Origin of the sequence: Streptomyces sp. 549 (assembly GCF_030124175.1) — a bacterium.
Lineage (GTDB): Bacteria > Actinomycetota > Actinomycetes > Streptomycetales > Streptomycetaceae > Streptomyces.
This window is the reverse complement of record NZ_JASKMT010000032.1, coordinates 11206-28234: the sequence shown is the minus strand read 5'-3', so window position 1 is coordinate 28234 and position 17029 is coordinate 11206. Positions and strand designations below refer to the sequence as shown.

The 17029-nt window shown below is 71.4% G+C and carries 17 protein-coding genes; 5 read left to right on the top strand and 12 right to left on the bottom strand.

The features are described from left to right. Nucleotides 1–2 precede the first annotated feature (2 nt). The 12 genes from QNO07_RS24565 to QNO07_RS24510 all read right to left on the bottom strand — a co-directional run bounded on the left by QNO07_RS24565 (nucleotide 3) and on the right by QNO07_RS24510 (nucleotide 12322). A complete protein-coding gene (locus QNO07_RS24565; protein ID WP_283994563.1) occupies nucleotides 3–1349 on the bottom strand; it encodes an MFS transporter in 1347 nt (448 codons plus the stop codon). Continuing rightward, nucleotides 1346–2674, bottom strand: coding sequence for an amidohydrolase family protein (locus QNO07_RS24560; RefSeq protein ID WP_283994561.1), 1329 nt, complete (start codon nucleotides 2672–2674; stop codon nucleotides 1346–1348). Before QNO07_RS24560 ends, QNO07_RS24565 begins: the two co-directional genes overlap by 4 nt. Further along, on the bottom strand, nucleotides 2671–3924 hold the full coding sequence (locus QNO07_RS24555) for an ATP-grasp domain-containing protein (RefSeq protein ID WP_283994559.1): 1254 nt from the start codon (nucleotides 3922–3924) through the stop codon (nucleotides 2671–2673). Before QNO07_RS24555 ends, QNO07_RS24560 begins: the two co-directional genes overlap by 4 nt. 93 nt (nucleotides 3925–4017) lie before the next feature. Then, nucleotides 4018–4968, bottom strand: coding sequence for a transketolase family protein (locus QNO07_RS24550; protein ID WP_283994557.1), 951 nt, complete (start codon nucleotides 4966–4968; stop codon nucleotides 4018–4020). An 89-nt stretch (nucleotides 4969–5057) separates the two neighbouring features. Next, nucleotides 5058–5930, bottom strand: a complete 873-nt coding sequence (locus QNO07_RS24545) for a thiamine pyrophosphate-binding protein (RefSeq protein WP_283994556.1) — start codon at nucleotides 5928–5930, stop codon at nucleotides 5058–5060. Beyond that, a complete protein-coding gene (locus QNO07_RS24540) occupies nucleotides 5927–7786 on the bottom strand; it encodes a M20/M25/M40 family metallo-hydrolase (RefSeq protein ID WP_283994555.1) in 1860 nt (619 codons plus the stop codon). Before QNO07_RS24540 ends, QNO07_RS24545 begins: the two co-directional genes overlap by 4 nt. Beyond that, nucleotides 7783–8832: an N-acetyl-gamma-glutamyl-phosphate reductase gene (argC, locus tag QNO07_RS24535; RefSeq protein WP_283994552.1), complete on the bottom strand. Its 1050-nt coding sequence runs from the start codon at nucleotides 8830–8832 to the stop codon at nucleotides 7783–7785. The genes QNO07_RS24540 and argC overlap by 4 nt, the downstream gene beginning before the upstream one ends. Beyond that, a complete protein-coding gene (locus QNO07_RS24530; protein WP_283994549.1) occupies nucleotides 8825–10144 on the bottom strand; it encodes an aminotransferase class I/II-fold pyridoxal phosphate-dependent enzyme in 1320 nt (439 codons plus the stop codon). The genes argC and QNO07_RS24530 overlap by 8 nt, the downstream gene beginning before the upstream one ends. Then, on the bottom strand, nucleotides 10141–10770 hold the full coding sequence (locus tag QNO07_RS24525) for a PLP-dependent aminotransferase family protein (RefSeq protein ID WP_283994548.1): 630 nt from the start codon (nucleotides 10768–10770) through the stop codon (nucleotides 10141–10143). The genes QNO07_RS24530 and QNO07_RS24525 overlap by 4 nt, the downstream gene beginning before the upstream one ends. A gap of 41 nt (nucleotides 10771–10811) precedes the next feature. Further along, nucleotides 10812–11696: a RimK family alpha-L-glutamate ligase gene (locus QNO07_RS24520; protein WP_283994547.1), complete on the bottom strand. Its 885-nt coding sequence runs from the start codon at nucleotides 11694–11696 to the stop codon at nucleotides 10812–10814. Beyond that, nucleotides 11693–11881: a lysine biosynthesis protein LysW gene (locus tag QNO07_RS24515; protein WP_283994546.1), complete on the bottom strand. Its 189-nt coding sequence runs from the start codon at nucleotides 11879–11881 to the stop codon at nucleotides 11693–11695. The genes QNO07_RS24520 and QNO07_RS24515 overlap by 4 nt, the downstream gene beginning before the upstream one ends. Nucleotides 11882–11968: 87 nt before the next feature. Then, on the bottom strand, nucleotides 11969–12322 hold the full coding sequence (locus QNO07_RS24510) for a hypothetical protein (protein ID WP_283994545.1): 354 nt from the start codon (nucleotides 12320–12322) through the stop codon (nucleotides 11969–11971). On the opposite strand from QNO07_RS24510, the gene QNO07_RS24505 reads away from it, so the two are divergent. The 5 genes from QNO07_RS24505 to QNO07_RS24485 all read left to right on the top strand — a co-directional run bounded on the left by QNO07_RS24505 (nucleotide 12321) and on the right by QNO07_RS24485 (nucleotide 17014). Continuing rightward, the gene (locus QNO07_RS24505; protein WP_283994544.1) at nucleotides 12321–13379 is read left to right on the top strand and encodes a helix-turn-helix transcriptional regulator; all 1059 of its coding nucleotides are present in this window, start codon (nucleotides 12321–12323) and stop codon (nucleotides 13377–13379) included. The two genes, QNO07_RS24510 and QNO07_RS24505, sit on opposite strands and share 2 nt — an antisense overlap. 333 nt (nucleotides 13380–13712) lie before the next feature. Beyond that, on the top strand, nucleotides 13713–15617 hold the full coding sequence (locus QNO07_RS24500; RefSeq protein ID WP_283994543.1) for an ATP-binding protein: 1905 nt from the start codon (nucleotides 13713–13715) through the stop codon (nucleotides 15615–15617). Then, a complete protein-coding gene (locus QNO07_RS24495) occupies nucleotides 15614–16072 on the top strand; it encodes a roadblock/LC7 domain-containing protein (protein WP_283994542.1) in 459 nt (152 codons plus the stop codon). Before QNO07_RS24500 ends, QNO07_RS24495 begins: the two co-directional genes overlap by 4 nt. Beyond that, on the top strand, nucleotides 16069–16425 hold the full coding sequence (locus tag QNO07_RS24490; RefSeq protein WP_283994541.1) for a DUF742 domain-containing protein: 357 nt from the start codon (nucleotides 16069–16071) through the stop codon (nucleotides 16423–16425). Before QNO07_RS24495 ends, QNO07_RS24490 begins: the two co-directional genes overlap by 4 nt. Beyond that, nucleotides 16406–17014 (top strand): GTP-binding protein, encoded by a 609-nt coding sequence (locus QNO07_RS24485; RefSeq protein ID WP_283994540.1) that lies wholly within the window; start codon nucleotides 16406–16408, stop codon nucleotides 17012–17014. The genes QNO07_RS24490 and QNO07_RS24485 overlap by 20 nt, the downstream gene beginning before the upstream one ends. The last annotated feature ends 15 nt before the right edge of the window (nucleotides 17015–17029 follow it).

Here is a 17029-nt window from a genome sequence, read left to right as displayed (position 1 = left end):
GGTCATGCCTCGGCCGACTCGGTCAGCTTGGCTGCTTCCTCGGGCGTCTCGTCCCGACCGTCCCGACCGTCCCGACCGTCCCGACCGTCCCGACCGTCCTGGCCGTCCCGACCGTCCCGACCGTCCTGGCCGTCCCGACCGTCCCGGCCGGACGGCGCGTCGTCGCGGCTGGCGAAGCAGATCCCCGCGCAGACCACGGCCACCGCGGCGGCCACGAACCAGTTCGCTCCCGTCAGGCCGGTGGAGAGTGAGAGGTCGAACATGACTCCCGCCAGCAGGGCACCGGCCATGTTTCCGGCGCTTCGGAAGAAGTGCATGGCGCCCATGGCTCGGGAGAGCTGCGCCTCGGGGACCTTCCGTGCGACCCACATGTCGAAGGACGGAACGAAGAGGATCTCTCCGAAGACGACGACGAAGCAGCCGAGGGCCACGGCCCACAACGCGGCCGGTCCGGAGCCGAAGAGGACGAAGGCGACGGCCATGCCGGACAGGCCGACACCCATGACCACACCCGGCCGCAGGTGCTTGATCGCCAGTTTGAAGACCGGGTACTGGAGGACGAGCAGGCTCAGTCCGGTGATCCAGAACGGCGAGGAGGGCGCCAACTGCGGGACGAACTGCCCCATGTGCAGCGGGATTCCGACGACGAAGCACAGGGACAGGAACCAGAACGCCGCCGAGAGCAGGAAGTAGCGGGTGGCTCCGCCCACCTCCACCGACCTGAGCGCGGCCAGACTGAACAGCGGCGCCCGCTCGTCTGCGGGGTCCGCAGCGGTGGCCGCGGTGCCGTCAGCCTGGAATCCGTCCCTGGGGATGAACAACGACGCCGTCAGGCAGAAGCCGAGGAAGAGCACGAACACCGCGGTGAACACGGTCCGCAGGTCCATCCCGATGAGCAGCCCGCCGGCCAGCGCGCCGCCGAACAGGCCGACCTGGGCCGACATCTGGAAGGTCGAGAAGGCCTTCGCCCGCTCGTCCTCCGGGTATGACACGAGAATGTTCTTCAGCCCCGGAAACGCCGTTCCGGAGCCGAAACCGATGAACAGTGCCAGAACGCTGTAGACGGCCACGCCGCTGGTGAAGCCCATCAGCCCCAGCGACACCGCCTCCAGGCCGGTACCGACGAACACCGCCCCGCGGATGCCCAGGCGATCGGACAGGCCCTCGTAGGAGAAGGTGGCGGCCAACCGCCCGACGTACGTCATACACATGACCACGCCGGCCCAGAAGCCGCTGTCGGTGCCGCCGAGTGAGGCGACGAGGATGGGGAACCAGATGAAGTTCCCGATGTGGGCGAGGAAGATTCCCGCGTTGATCCCGAAGAGGGCGCGTCTGCGCTCGGTGGTCACAGGATGACCTTTCCTTTTGATGCGGTGGAGCGGAGTTGGGAGATGGCGGAGGCGAGCGCGGCACGGTCGATCGGCACTCCGTTCACGACGGTGGCCAGGGGAAGCGCCGACAACGCGCCGCCGGCGGCGTGCACGTTGAACGTGGCGGCGGCCCCGGTGCGCAGGAGTGGCTCGTCGGAGCGGACGCCGTTCAGCTCGTCGAAGTAGCGCCGGCCCCCGACCGTGGCCTGGTGGCGCAGCAGTTCGGACAGTTCCTCGTCGTCGCCGGCGAGCAGGCCGAGTTCGCTCAGGAACGAGTAGCCGTGGTACGCACCGAGGTTGCCGGAGTCGGTGCCCACGAGCAGGTTCCCCTGCCGCAGCGCAGCGAGCGCGTTGCGGCGCATGTCGGCGAGCGCCGCCGTGCGCGTCTCCTGGCAGCCGTACTCAAGCCCGAAGGGCTGCCCGACGGTTCGGACGAAATCCAGGTTGCGGGGGTCCTGGGTTTCGAGGAAGCCCTGCCGACCGTACTCGGCGAGGAACTCCTCGCGGCTCATGATCATCGGCCGCAGTCCGGCGAGTGTGGAGACGAAGCGGGCGCCTTCCAGTTCCTTCCAGTCGACGTCGTCGAGCGTCCGGTCCCGCACCGTGTGGGCGAACAGGCGGAAGCCGCACGTGTAGGCGAAACGCGTCTCCTCCAGGGTGTTGCAGTCGACGACCGCGGTCACCCCGCGCTCGGCCGCGATACGGGCGGTGAACCTCAGCACCCGCTCGGACAACCGGGTGAACCGGACCCGGCTGCCAGGCTGTTCCGTTCCGTCGGTGAACATGACCTTCAGGAAGGCGCCGCCGCGCGCGGCGTTGGAGCGCAGCGCGTGTTCCAGGTCGGACTCCACTGCGAGCATGTGCACCGGCGCCGGGAACTCCACACCGTGGCCGTGCAGACCGGCCCCGTCGGTGACCGCGGTGACCGCGTACCCGCAGTGGACCAGCTCGGGGTAGGGCCAGGGTGAGCCCTCTCGGCCGGCCTGCCAGCCCTCGTCCACCAGTGGGAAGCCGAACATGTCCACGACCTGGGTGACGCCGTGGTACAGGTACTGGAGGGCGACGATCCGCGGCTCGTCGACGGAGTCGTCCCAGTTGGCGGGCAGTGAGACATGGGCGTGGGTCTCGGTGTAGCCGGGCCACAGCTCGGGCTCCCCGCCGACGCGGCGGCCGACGGGGGAGAGGGCGGTGAAAACGCCGTCCTCGACCGTCACGTCGAACAACTCCCCGCCGGCCAGCGCGGGGATCGCGACGCCGCGCACGGTGAGGGTCCCGGCCTCCTGGCGGACGGGGGCCGCGCTCACCGGGCGACCTCGAGCTTCATCCGCAACTCGACCCGCTCCAGTGCCTCTTCGCAGCGCTCGTTGACCATGTCGCGGTTCTCTCCTGTGAAGATGAGGTGGCCGATCCAGTCGAAGTTGCTCTTGGCCAGGCGGTTCACCTCGGTTCCGGGCTTCTTGTACGCCTGGGCGCTGTGATAGCCGGGCAGGCCGGTCAGCGCGTCGAAGCCGATGGACTCGACGGTTCCGGCGATAGGTGCGCCGAACCAGTGGCCGCCGGCCGTCGTGGCGCCGGGGAAGGGGAGTTCGGGGCGCTCGCCTAGGGCCTGCCGGATCACCTCCAGGTAGGCGTCGACCCCGGAGGAGATCTGCATCAGGGTCGGGACGATGCCGCCGATCAGCCGTCCGTTGACCTCGCACAGCACTGGGCCGTCCTCGTGGAGGAGGAACTCGGTGTGGATGAAACCGAAGTCCACACCCAGCTCCCGCAACACCTCGGTCGTCAGCCGGAACAGCTCGTCCTGGAGCGGATGGCCCCGGAAGTAGGTGGCACCCATCTCGATGAAGTGCGGGAACCCGCTCAGCGGGCGGTCGGTGAGGCCCAGGTTGACGACCTCACCGCCGGCCAGCACACAGGACTCGACGGAGACCAGCTCGCCGGTGACGAACTCCTCGACGAGGATGTCCGGGATGCGCACCACGCCGCGCCCGTAGTCAGTCACCCGCGCCAACTCGGCCAGGTAGTCGCGCAGGTCCTCCTCACCCCTGAGGTGCAGGACGTGCAGGCTGGCGGTGCCGTCGGACGGTTTGACCACGCAGGGGAACCCGACCTCGCGTACGGCGGCCTCGATCCTGGTCGGATCGTCGACGTGGGCGAAGCGCGGCTGGCGGATGCCGGTGCCGTCCAGGGTGAGGCGGGTGCGGTGCTTGTGCCGGGCGTTGAGCGCGCCGTCGACGTTCATGCCGGGGAGGCCGAGCGCGCGGGCCACGGTCGCCGTGTGCACCGTGTGGTACTCGCTGTAGGTGGTGACGCCGTGCACCGGGTTCGCCGCGTGGATCTCCTTGGCGAGCTGTTCCAGCCCGTTGATGGAGAAGGCCTCGGTGCTGGTGACGACCTGGCAGCGGGGGTGCGCGAAGGCGCTCTCGGCGAGCGGGGAGGCCGCCAGGTAGAAGCCGGGGTCGGCGGACACCAGCGTGACGTCATGGCCCAGCTCCAAGGCGTTGGCGATGCCCTGGACGCCGTTCGGATTGCACTCGATCATGAGGATGTGCATGGCGGAACTCCTTGCAGGAAGTGGGTGGTTGAGGCGGGAGCGGCGCTTCGGTCGGGCCGGTGTGCTCCCACGGGCTCAGGCCGGGAGACGCGGTCAGGTGGCGGCGGCGAGCACGGCGTCGAGGTCGAGACCCAGCCGGGCCAGGACCTCGTGGTGGTCGCCTCCCTCACAGGGCCAGTCGTGTCCCGCGTTGACCCCGACGACTTCGCTGCCGGGCAGCAGGAGTGCCAGTGCCTCGGCGGCGCCGCCCTCGGCGCGGTGCTCCTCGACGACCACGAACCGGCGGTGGTGCCGGGTCAGTTCCGCGGCTGAGCGGACCAGCCACGCGTGGTCGAGGTGGACCAGGTGGGCGTGGGCCAGGCCGGGCAGCAGCTCCCGCGCGGCCAGCGCCAGGCGGGTGCCCTCCTCGCCGACGGAGACCAGGCACGTGGCGTCGGATGCGCCCCGGGCGTCCCACACGACGGGCGGGATTCCACCCCCGTGTCCGTCGGCGCCGGCTGCTCGGTCACCTGTGAGGGAGGTGTAGGCCGCGTTGCGGCCCGTGCGGATGTAGTGGGGCTTGCCGCTGTGCACCGCTGCCCGCACGACTGCGCGTGTCTCCTCCTCGCCGTACGGAGCCGCGATGGTGACGCCCGGAATGCTGCGCAGGACTGCCAGGTCCTCCAGGCAGTGGTGTGTGGTGCCGAACCAGGCGCCGGACACACCGGCGTAGGGAGCGACGACGGTGACGCCGGCCTGGAGGTAGCCGAGCGTCAGCTTGAGGCTCTCGGCGGCGCGCAGCGCGGCGAACGGAGCGAAGGTGGAGACGAACGGCCGGTAGCCGGCGGCCGCGAGGCCCGTCGCCATGTCGATCATGGCGCCCTCGGCGATGCCCAGATTGAAGAAGCGGTCCGGGTGGGCCATCGCGAAGGGGTGGTTCTTGCCGCCGAGGTCGGCTTCGAGGCAGAGCACGCGAGGGTCGTGCGCGGCCATCTCGGTGAGCTCGGCGCGGTAGGCGTCACGGCCGCTCAGCAACGGGCGGGACGGGCGGACCGCAGTGCTCACCGGGCTGGACACGGTGGTGCCGTCGCCACTGCCGGTGCCACGGCCACTGCCTTTGCCGGAGCCTCTGCCGGAGCCACTGCTTGTCACGGTCATCGGATGGTTCGCTTCCACTTGGCGGCGCGGGCCGCGTCGATCGTGACGTAGTGCGAGGCCGCCTTGCCTTCGACCGCGCGGACGCCCTTGCCCTTGACGGTGTCGGCGAGCACCGCGAGCGGCCGGTTCGCGCCCGACCGGTCGCGCGCGAACAGTTCGGTCAGCGCGGCCAGATCGTGCCCGTCCACCTCGGCCGTGTCGAAACCGAAGGCGGCAAAGCGCTCGGTCAGCCGGGGCAGTGGCGAGATGTCCTCAACAAGCCCGTCGTTCTGGCCGCCGTTGCGGTCCACGACGAGCACGAAGTTGCCGAGCCGCTGCGCGGCGGCCACCTGGACGCTCTCCCAGACCAGGCCCTCCTGCAGTTCGCCGTCCCCCGCGACCGCGATCCCCAGTCCGCCGTGCCCGCCGAGCCTGCGGGCCATCGCCCAACCGGCCGCGTAGGGCACGCCGTGGCCGAGGCTGCCGGTGGGGAAGCGCACGCCGGGGACCTTCGGCCCGGGGTGCCCGGTGTACGGGTGCCCGGCCAGCCCGTACAGCGGTGCCGGGTTCTCCGGCAGCACCCCGCTGACGTGCAGGGCAGCGTAGAGACCGGCGGCAGCGTGGCCCTTGCTGAGCACCACCTCCGTTCCGTCGCCCGCCTGGGCGCGGTGCAGGGCGGCGACCAGGATGTCGAGGACGGACAGGCTGCCACCGAGGTGGCAGCCGCGCGGCCCTGCGGCCATGTCGACGACGAGCCGCCGCGCGTGTGCGGCACGTTCGGTGAGCAGGGCGACCGTCGCCGCCGCGTGGCCGGTGTGCGCGTCGGCGGGGAACGGCTCGCCGACGCGGTCCTGGCGCACGTGGACCGGAGCCTCGTGCACGGCGGTCATCGGGCGAGCCCCTCGTCCAGGGCGAACCAGCGGTTCACGGCGTCGGCGAGAACGGAACGGGCGGTGCGGTACTCCATGCTGCCGATCCGCTCCTCGTCGGTGTGGTCGAGCGTGGAGTCACCCGGCCCGTACGCCACCATCGGAACGTCCCTCCAGGTCGTGGCCAGGGTGTTCATGTCGGAGGTGCCCTTCTTCACCACGAACCGGGGGCGGATGTCGGCCTGGCCGAAGGCCCGGCTGAACACCTTGACGAGTGTGCTCGACCGGCCGCCGGCGTGGCCGGGAGTGGCTCGCAGGACCTCGACGTCCACGCCCTCCCGGTCGCCTGCGCCGAGGGCGACGGTGCGCAGGTGCTCCAGGCCGGCGGACGGCGGGACCCGGAAGTTGAGGACGCCCACGGCCCGGTGCCGGGCACGTCCCGTCTCACTGCTGACGTCGATGATGGCGCTGAGCGCGTCGGACGCCTCCTTGAGCACCGCTGAGCGGATGTCGTCGAGGGCCCTCACCAGCAGGTCGGGCGCCGAGACCGCGTCCATGCCGGCCGAGTGGCCGCTGGGCACTGACGCGGTGACCCGCAGCTTGAACAGTCCGAAGTAGCCGAGCGTCAGCGTCCCCGACCCGCTTGGCTCCCCGATGACCACGGCGTCTGCGGGGTAGTGGTCGCGGGCGTGGAAGGCGCCCTTGGACGAGGACACCTCCTCCTCGACCGCGCCGACCACACGCAGCTGGCCGTCCTCCGGTATCTGCGCGTGTGCCAGGACCTCCAGGAAGTTGGCGAGGCTGCCCTTGGCGTCCACACTGCCCCGGCCCCACAGTTCGTCGCCGCGCCACTCGGCCGGCCAGCGGTGCGGCACCGTGTCGAGGTGGCCGAGCAGAAGCAGCCGCCGGGGACCTCGGCCGCGGGTCGCCACCAGGTTGCCCGCAGCATCGACCTCGGCGTCCAGGCCGCGCTCCCGGCACCAGTCAGCGAGGTACGCGGCCAGTTCCGCCTCGTCGCCCGAGACCGACGGCACGGAGACGACCTTGGTGAGCAGCCCGAGGTCGGCCCCCGGCTCGCGGGTGCGCCAGAAGCGGGTCCAGTTCTCCGGTTCGGCCATCGTGTGCGGGCCGGCGATGGCGACGTCGGCGCTGCCGGAGAGGGCCATCTCGGCGGCCCGCACCTTCTGGCGCATCCTGCCGCCGGCGTACCGCGCCCCGTCGCCCGGGTAGGCGTCGAGCAGGGTGGAGCCCGGGTCGTTGGGGTCGGTCAGCAGCCCGGCGCTGCCGGTCACCAGGCGCAGGTGGTCGGCGTCCAGGGCGTTGCTCAGCACGGCGGCCAGGACGTCGGCGTCCACGTTCAGCGGGGTACCGCCGGCTTCGTCGCGTACCGGCGGGGAGACGCAGACCACGTCGTACGCGTCGAGCAGCGCGGCCAGTTGGACGGTGTCGACATCCGAGGGGACCCCGGCCCGGTGGTCGCGGACGATCACTGGGCGGTCGTCGGCGTTGAGGGCCTTGAGCGGCCTGTTGGCGCGACCGCTGACCAGGCCGCCTCTCGATGCGACCGCGGTGAACACCCGCAGTCCGTGTGCGGCGAGGCCCTGCTCGACGGACGGCAGCGTGACCTGCTCGTACGCGTCGACCAGATGCCGCATCTCCTCGGGCCGGCAGTAGCGGACCGAGTCGCCGTTGGCCAGCCGCAGTTGGGGCATAGGGCGTCCGGCGGACCGGTAGTGCCGCTCGATTCCGGTCGCGCCGCCGGCCACCAGCAGCACCCGGGCACCGCGGGTCACCAGCAGAGCGACCTCCCGGTGGACGGCCCCCACGTCGAGGGTCGCGCTGCCGGCCTTGATCACGTACAGGGGTTTCGCCGTCATGGTGACACCGCCGTGGTGGGCAGGCCCGCGGTCTCGTCGAAGCCGCAGATCAGGTTCATGGATTGGATGGCCTGGCCGGCGGCGCCCTTGACGAGGTTGTCCAGCGCGGCCACCGCGACGCACTGGCCGTCGCGGACGGCGACGGCGACCTCGGCCACGTTGGAGCCGACGACGGCCTTCAGCATCGGGAAGTCCTGCGGCGCCCTGGGCGCGGTGCGCACCCGCACGAACGGCTTGCCGACGTAGGCCTTGGCGTAGGCCCGCTTGACGTCCAGCGGGGTGACCCCCGGCCGGAGGTCGGTGTAGGCGGTGACCATGATGCCGCGTGACACGTCCAGGCTGTGCGTGGCGAACCGCAGGTCCATGGCTGTGCCGGTGAACTCGGCTATGGCCTGGCTGATCTCGGGCGCGTGGCGGTGGCCGTGGAGCTTGTGCACGCGGAAGTTCCCGCTGCGCTCGGCCGGCGGTTCGCCGCTGCCACGTCCGCCGCCGGTGGAACCGGTCTTGGCGTCGACGACGACCCGGTGCTCGACCAGGGATGCGGCGAACAGCGGGTAGAGCGCGTAGACGGAGGCGACGGCCATGCAGCCGGGCAGGCTGATGAACCGGCTCTTCGGGACGGAGGGGCTCAACTCCGGTACGTAGTAGGCGAAGTCCTCCTGCGGCGGGTTCCCAGCGGTCTTCGGGTAGTACGACTCGACGTCCCCGCTTTCGCGGAGCCGGAAGTCGCCGCCGAGGTTGAGGACCCGCTCGGCCCGTTCCGCGATGACGGGCAGCTGCTCGGGCAGGGCGCCGGTGGGCAGGCAGCCGAAGGCCATGTCCACGTCCTCCAGCTCGGCCAGAGGCCGGAACCTGAGACCGGCGGCGGCCGGGTGGTTGCGCAGCCAGGGGTGCACGGAGCCGAGCGCGGCACCCGCGTTGCGCTCGGCGGAGAGGAAGGCCAGTTCCACGCCGGGGTGCTCCAGCAACAGCCGGACGACTTCGCCGCCGGTGTAGCCGCTGGCGCCGACGACGGCGACCCGTACCTTCTTGTCGTTGTCAGCCAAGGCGGGCCGCCTTCTCGTACGGGCGCCGGTAGTCGCCGGCCTCGACGCGCTTGCGAATGGCGTCGGGCCGTCGGGCCACCTTGCGGAAGGCGTCGGCGTACCGCAGGGCGCGCTCGTACTCGACGGGTGAGCGCAGCTCACGGCAGAGCACCAGGGTGCTGTCGAGCATGCCGAGGGTCACCGGGAAGTCCTCCGGGCGGTGGTCCCGCACGGCGCCGGGGTTGAGCGAGAACGGGTAGCCGTTGCCGAAGCCGTCGCGGGACCGGAAGGGCAGGTGGCACGGAATGGGGGTGTTCTGCCACTCGCGGGCGGGCACGCCTTCCGCGACGAGCAGTTCGTGTACGGCCTCCTTGACCGCGTGCACGGGCAGGTCGTCGAGGCCCGCGGCCTCCGGCCGCAGGGTGATCCGGTACATGTTGTACGCGTGGACGTGCCCGTCCGGGACGTGCGGCGGGCTGAACAGGCCGGTCCCGTCGAGGGCCTCGCCGAGGAGCGCGGCATTGCGGGCGCGGATCCGGTCGTAGTACGGCAGCCGCCTGAGCTGGCTGGCGCCGAACGCCGCGGCGATCCAGGACATGCCGTAGTCGATGCCGTGCCGCTCCAGGTACGTGACGGCCCGGTCGTGGGCTTCAGGGGTGCTGAAGAAGGCGATACCGCCCTCGCCGCCGAGCGGGAAGTTCTTGTCGGCCATCAGGCTCTGTCCGGCTGCGTCGCCGAGGGACCCGGCCACCCGGTCGCCGATCCTCGCCGAGTGGGCGTGCGAGGCGTCCTCGACCAGGGCTATGCCGTGCCGGTCGGCGAGCGCGCGCAGCGCGGGCACGTCGGCCGGGAGGCCGTGGACGTGTACGGGCATCAGCGCACGGGTGCGTTCGGTGATCGCCGAGGCGGCGGCCTCCGGGTCCATGCAGTACGTGACGGGGTCGATGTCCACGAACACCGGGACGGCGTGCGCGGCGACGACCGCCTGGGCCGTGGCGATGAAGGTGAACGCCGGGACGATGACCTCGTCACCCGGTTGCACGCCGGCGCCCACAAGCGCCATGTGCAGGCTGGAGGTGCCGCTCGCGGTGGGCAGGGCGTGGTTGGCCCCGACGTAGTCGCGGTAGGCGTCGGCGAAGTCGCTGACGACCTTCTGCGGGTCCTGACGCTGGGCCAGCATCAGGTTGAACACGTCCTCCTTGGTGATGACGGGGAAGAGGGTGCGGCGCAGGGCTTTGGGGATCAGGGCGTCACCGCCCAGCGCGGCGAGCTCCTCGTCGAGCTCCGCCTCGGACGGCAGGGGCAGCGGCGCTGCCGGAAAGTCAGTGATCATGAGCGTGCTCCGTGGGCGGCGGCCGGCATGGCCGCCTGGGTGAGGGCCATCCGGGCGCAGGCGGCCACCAGGGGGCTCAGCCGGTAGTTGAACTGGACGCCGGGTACCAGGTCCGCGTCGGCCTCCTCCTGCGTCCACATGGTCCGGAGGTCGTATGCGCCGAAGATCTTCAGTCGCTCGGCGCGAGCCCAGACGGCGGTGTCGTCGGTGAGTACGGCGGCGGCGGGCCCGAAGCCGAGGCCGGTCAGGTCCACCACCAGCGCGGGGGCGGTGGCAGCCGAGGCGAGCTGCGGCAGGCGGTCGGCGTTCTCCGTGGTGAGCGAGACGTGGTCGTACGCGGCGGGGCCGTCGGCTGTGACCGTGACGCCGAGCCAGGCGAGGAACGCGAGCGTCGTGCGGTCGGTCGTGGTCACGGACACGGCGTCGCCGTGTCCGACGCCCTGGCCGGCGAGGGCGCCGTGGAGGGCGCCGGTCCTGCTGTTGAACAGGGCCGCCTTGGCGCGGCCGGTCTGCTTGCTGAGCAGCCGTTCGAGGCCGGGCAGCTCCCGGTCGCTCTTCTCGATGCTCATCACCACGCCCGACGTGAGAACGCGGGTGAGCACCGTCGAGGTGTCGAACAGTTCCATGGTCTTCTCCGGTGTCTCCGGGCTCTTCCGGTGTCTCCGCCTCAGGCGGAGAGCGGCGCGGCGGTGGTGGGTTCGAGCAACTCCACGGCGTACGCGGCCAGGTGGCGGGCCACGTTCACGCCGTGCTGTGCGGAGGAGCGGGCGAAGTCGGGGTTGGCGTTGACCTCGAGGACCAGCAGTTCCCCGGTGGTCCGGTCCTCGACGAGGTCGACCCCGTAGAAGCCGTCACCGAGGACGTCGACGACCTGCGCGCAGAGTTTCTCGATCCGCGGGGTGATCTCGGTCCGGCGCACCTCCGCCCCGAGGTGCGTGTTGGTGCGCCAGTCGGGCGAGACCCGCTGGATCGCGACGACGGGCGTCCGGCCGACGACCACCACGCGCAGGTCGTGGCCCGGCTTGTCGACGTACTCCTGCACGACGACCGGGAAGAGCTTGCCCGCGGCGTCGGTGGACTCCCGACCACCCACCCACGCGTCCACGCACTCGGGGTTGATCATCCGCGTGACGCCGCGCCCCCAGGAGCCGCTGACGGGCTTGACGACGGCGGGCAGGCCGAGCCGCGCCACGGACTCACGCACCTGGTCGTAACTGAAGGCGTGCAGGGTGAGGGGGTGCGGAATGCCGTGCCGCGCGAAGACCAGGGACTGGAGCCCCTTGTCGTTGCACGTCTCGATGGTTGCGGCACGGTTGAGCGTGGTCACGCCGCTGTGCTCAAGCCTGCGCGAGACGCTGACGGCGTCGCGGTGGGACAGGTTCCTGATGAGTGCGAGGCCGGGCGGGCGCGTGTCGCCCGCCACCACCCCCGCAAGGTCTTCCCGAAGCAGCGGAGCCGCTGCCAGTCCCTCGGCGCGCAAGGCCTGGAGAAGAAGCTTCTCGTCGGGCCTCAGCATGGTCGCCGAGACAAGGACCTCTGCGTGCTGGGTCACTCGCCCCAGTCCTCCTCGATCTCCGGTGCCAGGTCCAGACGGACGAGGCCGTCAGTTTTCTGCACCACCTCGTGCTCTTGGCCGCACGCGGCGCACTCGGTGATCTCACCCTTTTCCCAGTCGGCCTGAACCGCGAATTCGGTGTCGCACACAAGGCACTTGGGTGCCGCAATGGCGGTGGTCATTATGGAATCTCCTTGCAAAAATCGGCATGCGTCCTGATGCGAAGCGTGGTCCTCAAACCGCGCGGAAGTCGCGGTTCGCGAGACGGCTCATGGGCCCCAGCTTTGATGTCCCAGAACGACGGCCTTGCTGACCAGCGACGTTGTGGTTGCCTGGTTGGTCACATCGCTGCCCTCAACGCCCCCCTGAAGGGCGGAGAAACCAACCAGCGCGATGGTGGCGAGCGCGGTGGCAGCGAGCGCTCTCATGGCGTTCAAAAATGCATCGGACTTCACTTCTGGTCCCCCCAGTGTTCCGAATGGCCAGCTGTTCGCTGGCTTCGTTACAGGAAGCATGCACCGGGCACGGAGCTTGCGTGAAGTGATCACAGGCATCAGGATCAGGCATTGCAGAATCATGAAGGAGGGGGAAACATTGTGTTCTATAGCGGGCAGTTCGGACATGCGCCTTGAGGGTTCTCAGACCGGTGCGCAGCTCCGCACCACTGTCTGCCCCGAGGGCCTCACCTACTACGAGGCGGCACTCGCGACCGGCTCAGCGCAGGGGGAGGCACCCTCGTGCCTGGAGGTGCTGGGCCTTCTGACGCCCGCCGCTGACGACCAGGGCACACTCGTTCCGGTGCCTCCCGACGTCGCAGCCGCGGCGCTGGCCCATCCGGTGGAGCGGGCGATGATGGAGCAGCAGCAGGCGCTCAACGCCATGCGCACCGTGATGTTGCAGGTGGAGGACGTCTACCGGCGCATACGGCAGGAGATGTCCACCTCCGTCCAGCGACTGAGCGGACCCTCGGTCATCAGCGCTGCCTTGGAGCACGCCGTGCAGTCATGCGAGCGTGAGGTACTCACTGCCCAGCCCGGAGGTGGGCACCCCGCGGAGATGCTGGCGGAGGCGCTTCCCCGCGCGCTGGAGGCGTCTGACCGCGGTATCGCCCAGCGCACGCTGTACCAGCACACCGTGCGGGCCCACGGCCCCACGCTCGACTATGTCAAGCGCGTCACGGAAGCCGGCGTGGAGGTGCGCACCGTCGACGAGGTCTTCGACCGACTGATCGTCTACGACCGGTCCCTGGCCTTCATTCCCGACAGCCAGGGCGCCCGCCACATGTCCGCGGTCATGATCCGGGACAGCGGTGTCGTGCACTACCTGGCGTCGATCTTCGAGCATGTGTGGGAACGCGCGGAACCGGTCACCTACAGGACCGAGCACCAGCGCCCGCAACTCCTCACCGAGGCGACGCGCTTGAACGTGCTGCGCCTCATGGTCGACGGCTACACGGACTCGGCCATCGCCAGCCGGCTGGGTATGAGCACCCGGACGATCGCCACGCACATCAAGAAGGCGTCCGACCTCCTCGGCAGCAACAGCCGGGCCCAACTCGCCTACCTCATCGCGCAGGCCGGTCTTCTCGACCCGCCCTCGCCCGACCACCCGGCGGTTCCCCCGCCCCCGCCCGGCCGGGCCCGGGGTGACGCGTCGCCGGGCGCTGTCCGCAGCTGCTGACCTCGGGGCGTCCGCGCGGGAGCGCGCACGCCGACGCGCGCCCGGCCCCGCGGGGGCGTGGCCGGGCGCGTGGGCGTTGCGCGTCGCGCAACGTCTCAGGCCGGTAGGTCTGTTGTGAGGTCGGTCCTGTGAACCGGGCGTGCAGCGGCGTGAGTCGCTGCCCGGATGTGATGGGGCGGACGCCCGTGGTGCGCCCGAGGGCCCCTGTGATCGAAGGAAGATCCATCACAGGGCGCTGTGTTCGGGAATTCACTTATAGTGGCTCCGAATTGAGCGGAAGCGGGTCTGGACGAGTCGACTTCTGCCACCTTCCGTCCACGAGGACAACGATTGATGACAGCGCACACCCTGCCCGCGCGTCGGCGGACGGAGCGGCCTCCGCTCAAGCCGCCGCTGCTCGCCCTGCTCGTCGCCGCCGCGGTGACCGGAGCCGGCGTCGCGGTGGCGGTGCTGCTCTCCCCGGCCTCGATGAGAACGCCCGTGGCATCGGCCGCGGGAGCGGTGGCGGTACTGCTGTGCGCCGCCGCGGTGACCGTGGTCCGGCAGGGCCAGCGCGCGCAGCAACTGCGGGAGGACATCGCCGACCTGGAGCACGAGTCGGCGCGCCTCGCCGAGCGCACCGTGCCCGCACTCGTGGAGCGGCTGCGTGAGGGCACCTCGGCGGAGACGGCGCTCGCCGACCTCGCCCAGCCGCCGCTGGAGTCACACCGGTTGCTGCTGCGCAACTTCGCCGAGGAACTGGGCCGCAGCGAGAGCGGTCGGGCGTCGGCCATGGCGGCCTGCGCCAGCGCCGCCGGGCGCATGCAGGCGCTGGCCACCGGCATGCTGGCCGACCTGCGGGACATGGAGCACCGGCACTCCGACGAGGCGGTGCTCGGGGACCTGCTGCACATCGACCACCGCACCGCGCAGGCCGGCCGGCTCGCGGACAGCATCGCGGTGCTCACCGGCGCACGTTCCGGACGGCGTTGGGCGAAGCCCATCGTCATGGAGAGCATCATGCGCGGCGCCATGGGGCGCATCGCCGGCTACCAGCGGGTGCGGCTGCACTCCACCACCGAGGTCGCCATCGCCGGTCACGCCGCCGAGGGCGTCATGCACGCCCTGGCCGAACTGCTCGACAACGCCGCCAACTTCTCGCCGCCCACCGCCGAGGTCCACGTGTACGTGGAGGAGGTGCCCGCGGGAGTGGTCATCACCGTCGAGGACAGCGGACTGGTGATGAGCGACTTCGCACTGCGCCGAGCGGAACGGGCCGTGTCCGGGGAGCCGCTGGACCTGACGTCGCTGTCGGGGACGCGGCTGGGTCTCGCCGTCGTGGGCTGCCTGGCCCGCAAGCACGGGCTCACGGTGTCCTTCCGCCCGTCGGCCCGCGGCGGTACCGGCGTCCTGGTCCGGGTGCCGCAGGAGCTGATCACCCGGCCGCGTGCCGGGGACAGCCGCCCGCGGTCGGTGGAGCCCCGGCCGGTGGAAGCCCGGTCGGTGGAGGCCCGGCCGGGCGCCGAGACTGGCCAGCCGACCGTGGCGGAGGGACTGCCGCGCCAGCGCGGCGCCTCGTCCGCCACGGCCACCGCCAGGGCCCCGGAACCGCTGCCCGCGCCGCGCGAACCGTGGCCGGACCTGCCCTCGTCCCCGCTGCCCAGCCGCAGCGGCACCACCCCGCCCGCGACCCCCGCCTCCGGCACCCCCGCGCACGGCACCCCCGCGCACGGCACGCCTGCGCACGGCACCCCCGCCACCCCGGGCGGGTTGCCGCGGCGGTCCGCCGCCTCGGGCGGCGAGCCCGACCCGGCGCACGCGCCGGCGCCCGACCTGGACGGGCCGCCGGAGTACGGCGAGAGCGGCCTGCCCAAGCGGCGGCGGGGACGTACGCTCGCCACCGCCCGGCAGCCCGTCGCCCTGCCGCGCCCGGACGCCGCGAAGCCCGGGCGTACCGCGGCCGACTCCGCCGCCCGGTTCGGCACCTTCCGCCGCGCACTCAAGGGCCGCACCGGCGACCCCGCCCGCACCGGCGACCCGGAGTCCGCGTCCACCCCTGACGCGTCCACCCCTGACGCGTCCACCCCTGGCGCGTCCGCACTCGACGCGTCGTCCGCGCCTCCGACGGCACCGGCAGCACCCCACGCGTCCCCAGGACCTCACACGTCCCCAGCCCCTTACGCACCCGCAGCACCCGACTCACCCGCTGCACCCGCCACTGAACCGGCTTCTTCTCAACCGGAGGACGACCCCCGATGACTGCACCATCCCCACGGGCACCGCACCACCTGCCCGGCACGGGTACGGCCGCCGAACTGGACTGGCTGCTGGAGAGCCTGCTGGAGCGGACCGCCGGGGCCCGGCACGCCCTGGTGCTCTCCCGGGACGGTCTGAAGCTGTGCCACACCCCGGAGCTGTCCGCCGACCAGGCCGACCAGCTCGCCGCGATCGCGGCGGGCATCCAGAGCCTGTCCCAGGGTGCCTCCGTGGAGTTCGGCGACGGCACCGGCGGAGTCCGCCAGGCCATGACGGAGTTCTACGGCGGCATCCTGTTCATCGTGGAGGCGGGCGAGGGCGCACACCTGGCCGTCATCGCCGACGAGGACGCCGACGTCGGCCTGATCGGCCACAACATGAACGAGCTCGTCGAGCAGCTGGGTGAGTACCTGAGTACGCCACCGCGCGAACCGGGCGCGGGCGGCGGGCAGGCATGAGCCGGCCGGGCCGGGACGAGGACCCCGACCGGCTGTACACGCTCACCGGAGGCCGCAGCCGGTCCGACTCGGCGGCCTTCGACCTGGTCACACTGGTCGTCAGCGAGTGCGACCCGACGCCCGGCATGCAGTCCGAGCACGCCGCGATCCTGCGGATGTGCCGGACCCCGGTCGCGGTGGTGGAGATCGCCGCGGACCTGCGGCTGCCGGTGAGCATCGTGCGCATCCTGCTGTCGGACCTCCAGGCCACCGGACGCATCACCGCCCGCCACCCGCGCCCCGCGGGCCCCGGGGCGCAACTACCCGACCCCACCATCCTGGAGCAGGTGCTCGTTGGACTCCGCAACCTCTGAACCAGCCGTCCGTCCTCCGCTCAGCAGCACCGCCGACACCGGGCTGAAGATCGTCGTGGTCGGCGGCTTCGGTGTGGGCAAGACGACGATGGTCCGCTCGGTCAGCGAGATCCGTCCGCTGAACACCGAGGAGACGATGACGCAGGCCGGCCAGGGCGTCGACGACCTGGCCGGGGTGCGGGCGAAGACGTCCACCACCGTCGCGTTCGACTTCGGCCGGATCAGCCTCAACGAGCAGACCGTGCTGTACCTGTTCGGCGCTCCCGGCCAGGAACGCTTCTGGTTCCTGTGGGACCGCCTCTTCGCGGGCACGCTCGGCGCGGTCGTGCTCGTCGACACCCGGCGGCTCGCCGACTCCTGGTACGCCATCGACCGGCTGGAGCAGCTCGGCACGCCCTTCATCGTGGCGCGCAACGACTTCGGCGGCCCGCCGCACACCGCCGAGCAGGTCAGGGAGGCACTTGACCTGTCGGAGCGCGTGCCGCTCGTCGACTGCGACGCCCGGTCCCGCGAGTCCAGCAAGAACGTGCTGATCACCCTGGTCGAGCACCTGCACGCCCTCTCCTCCGCCCGGGAGACCACACCGTGACGACGCCCTCCGCCT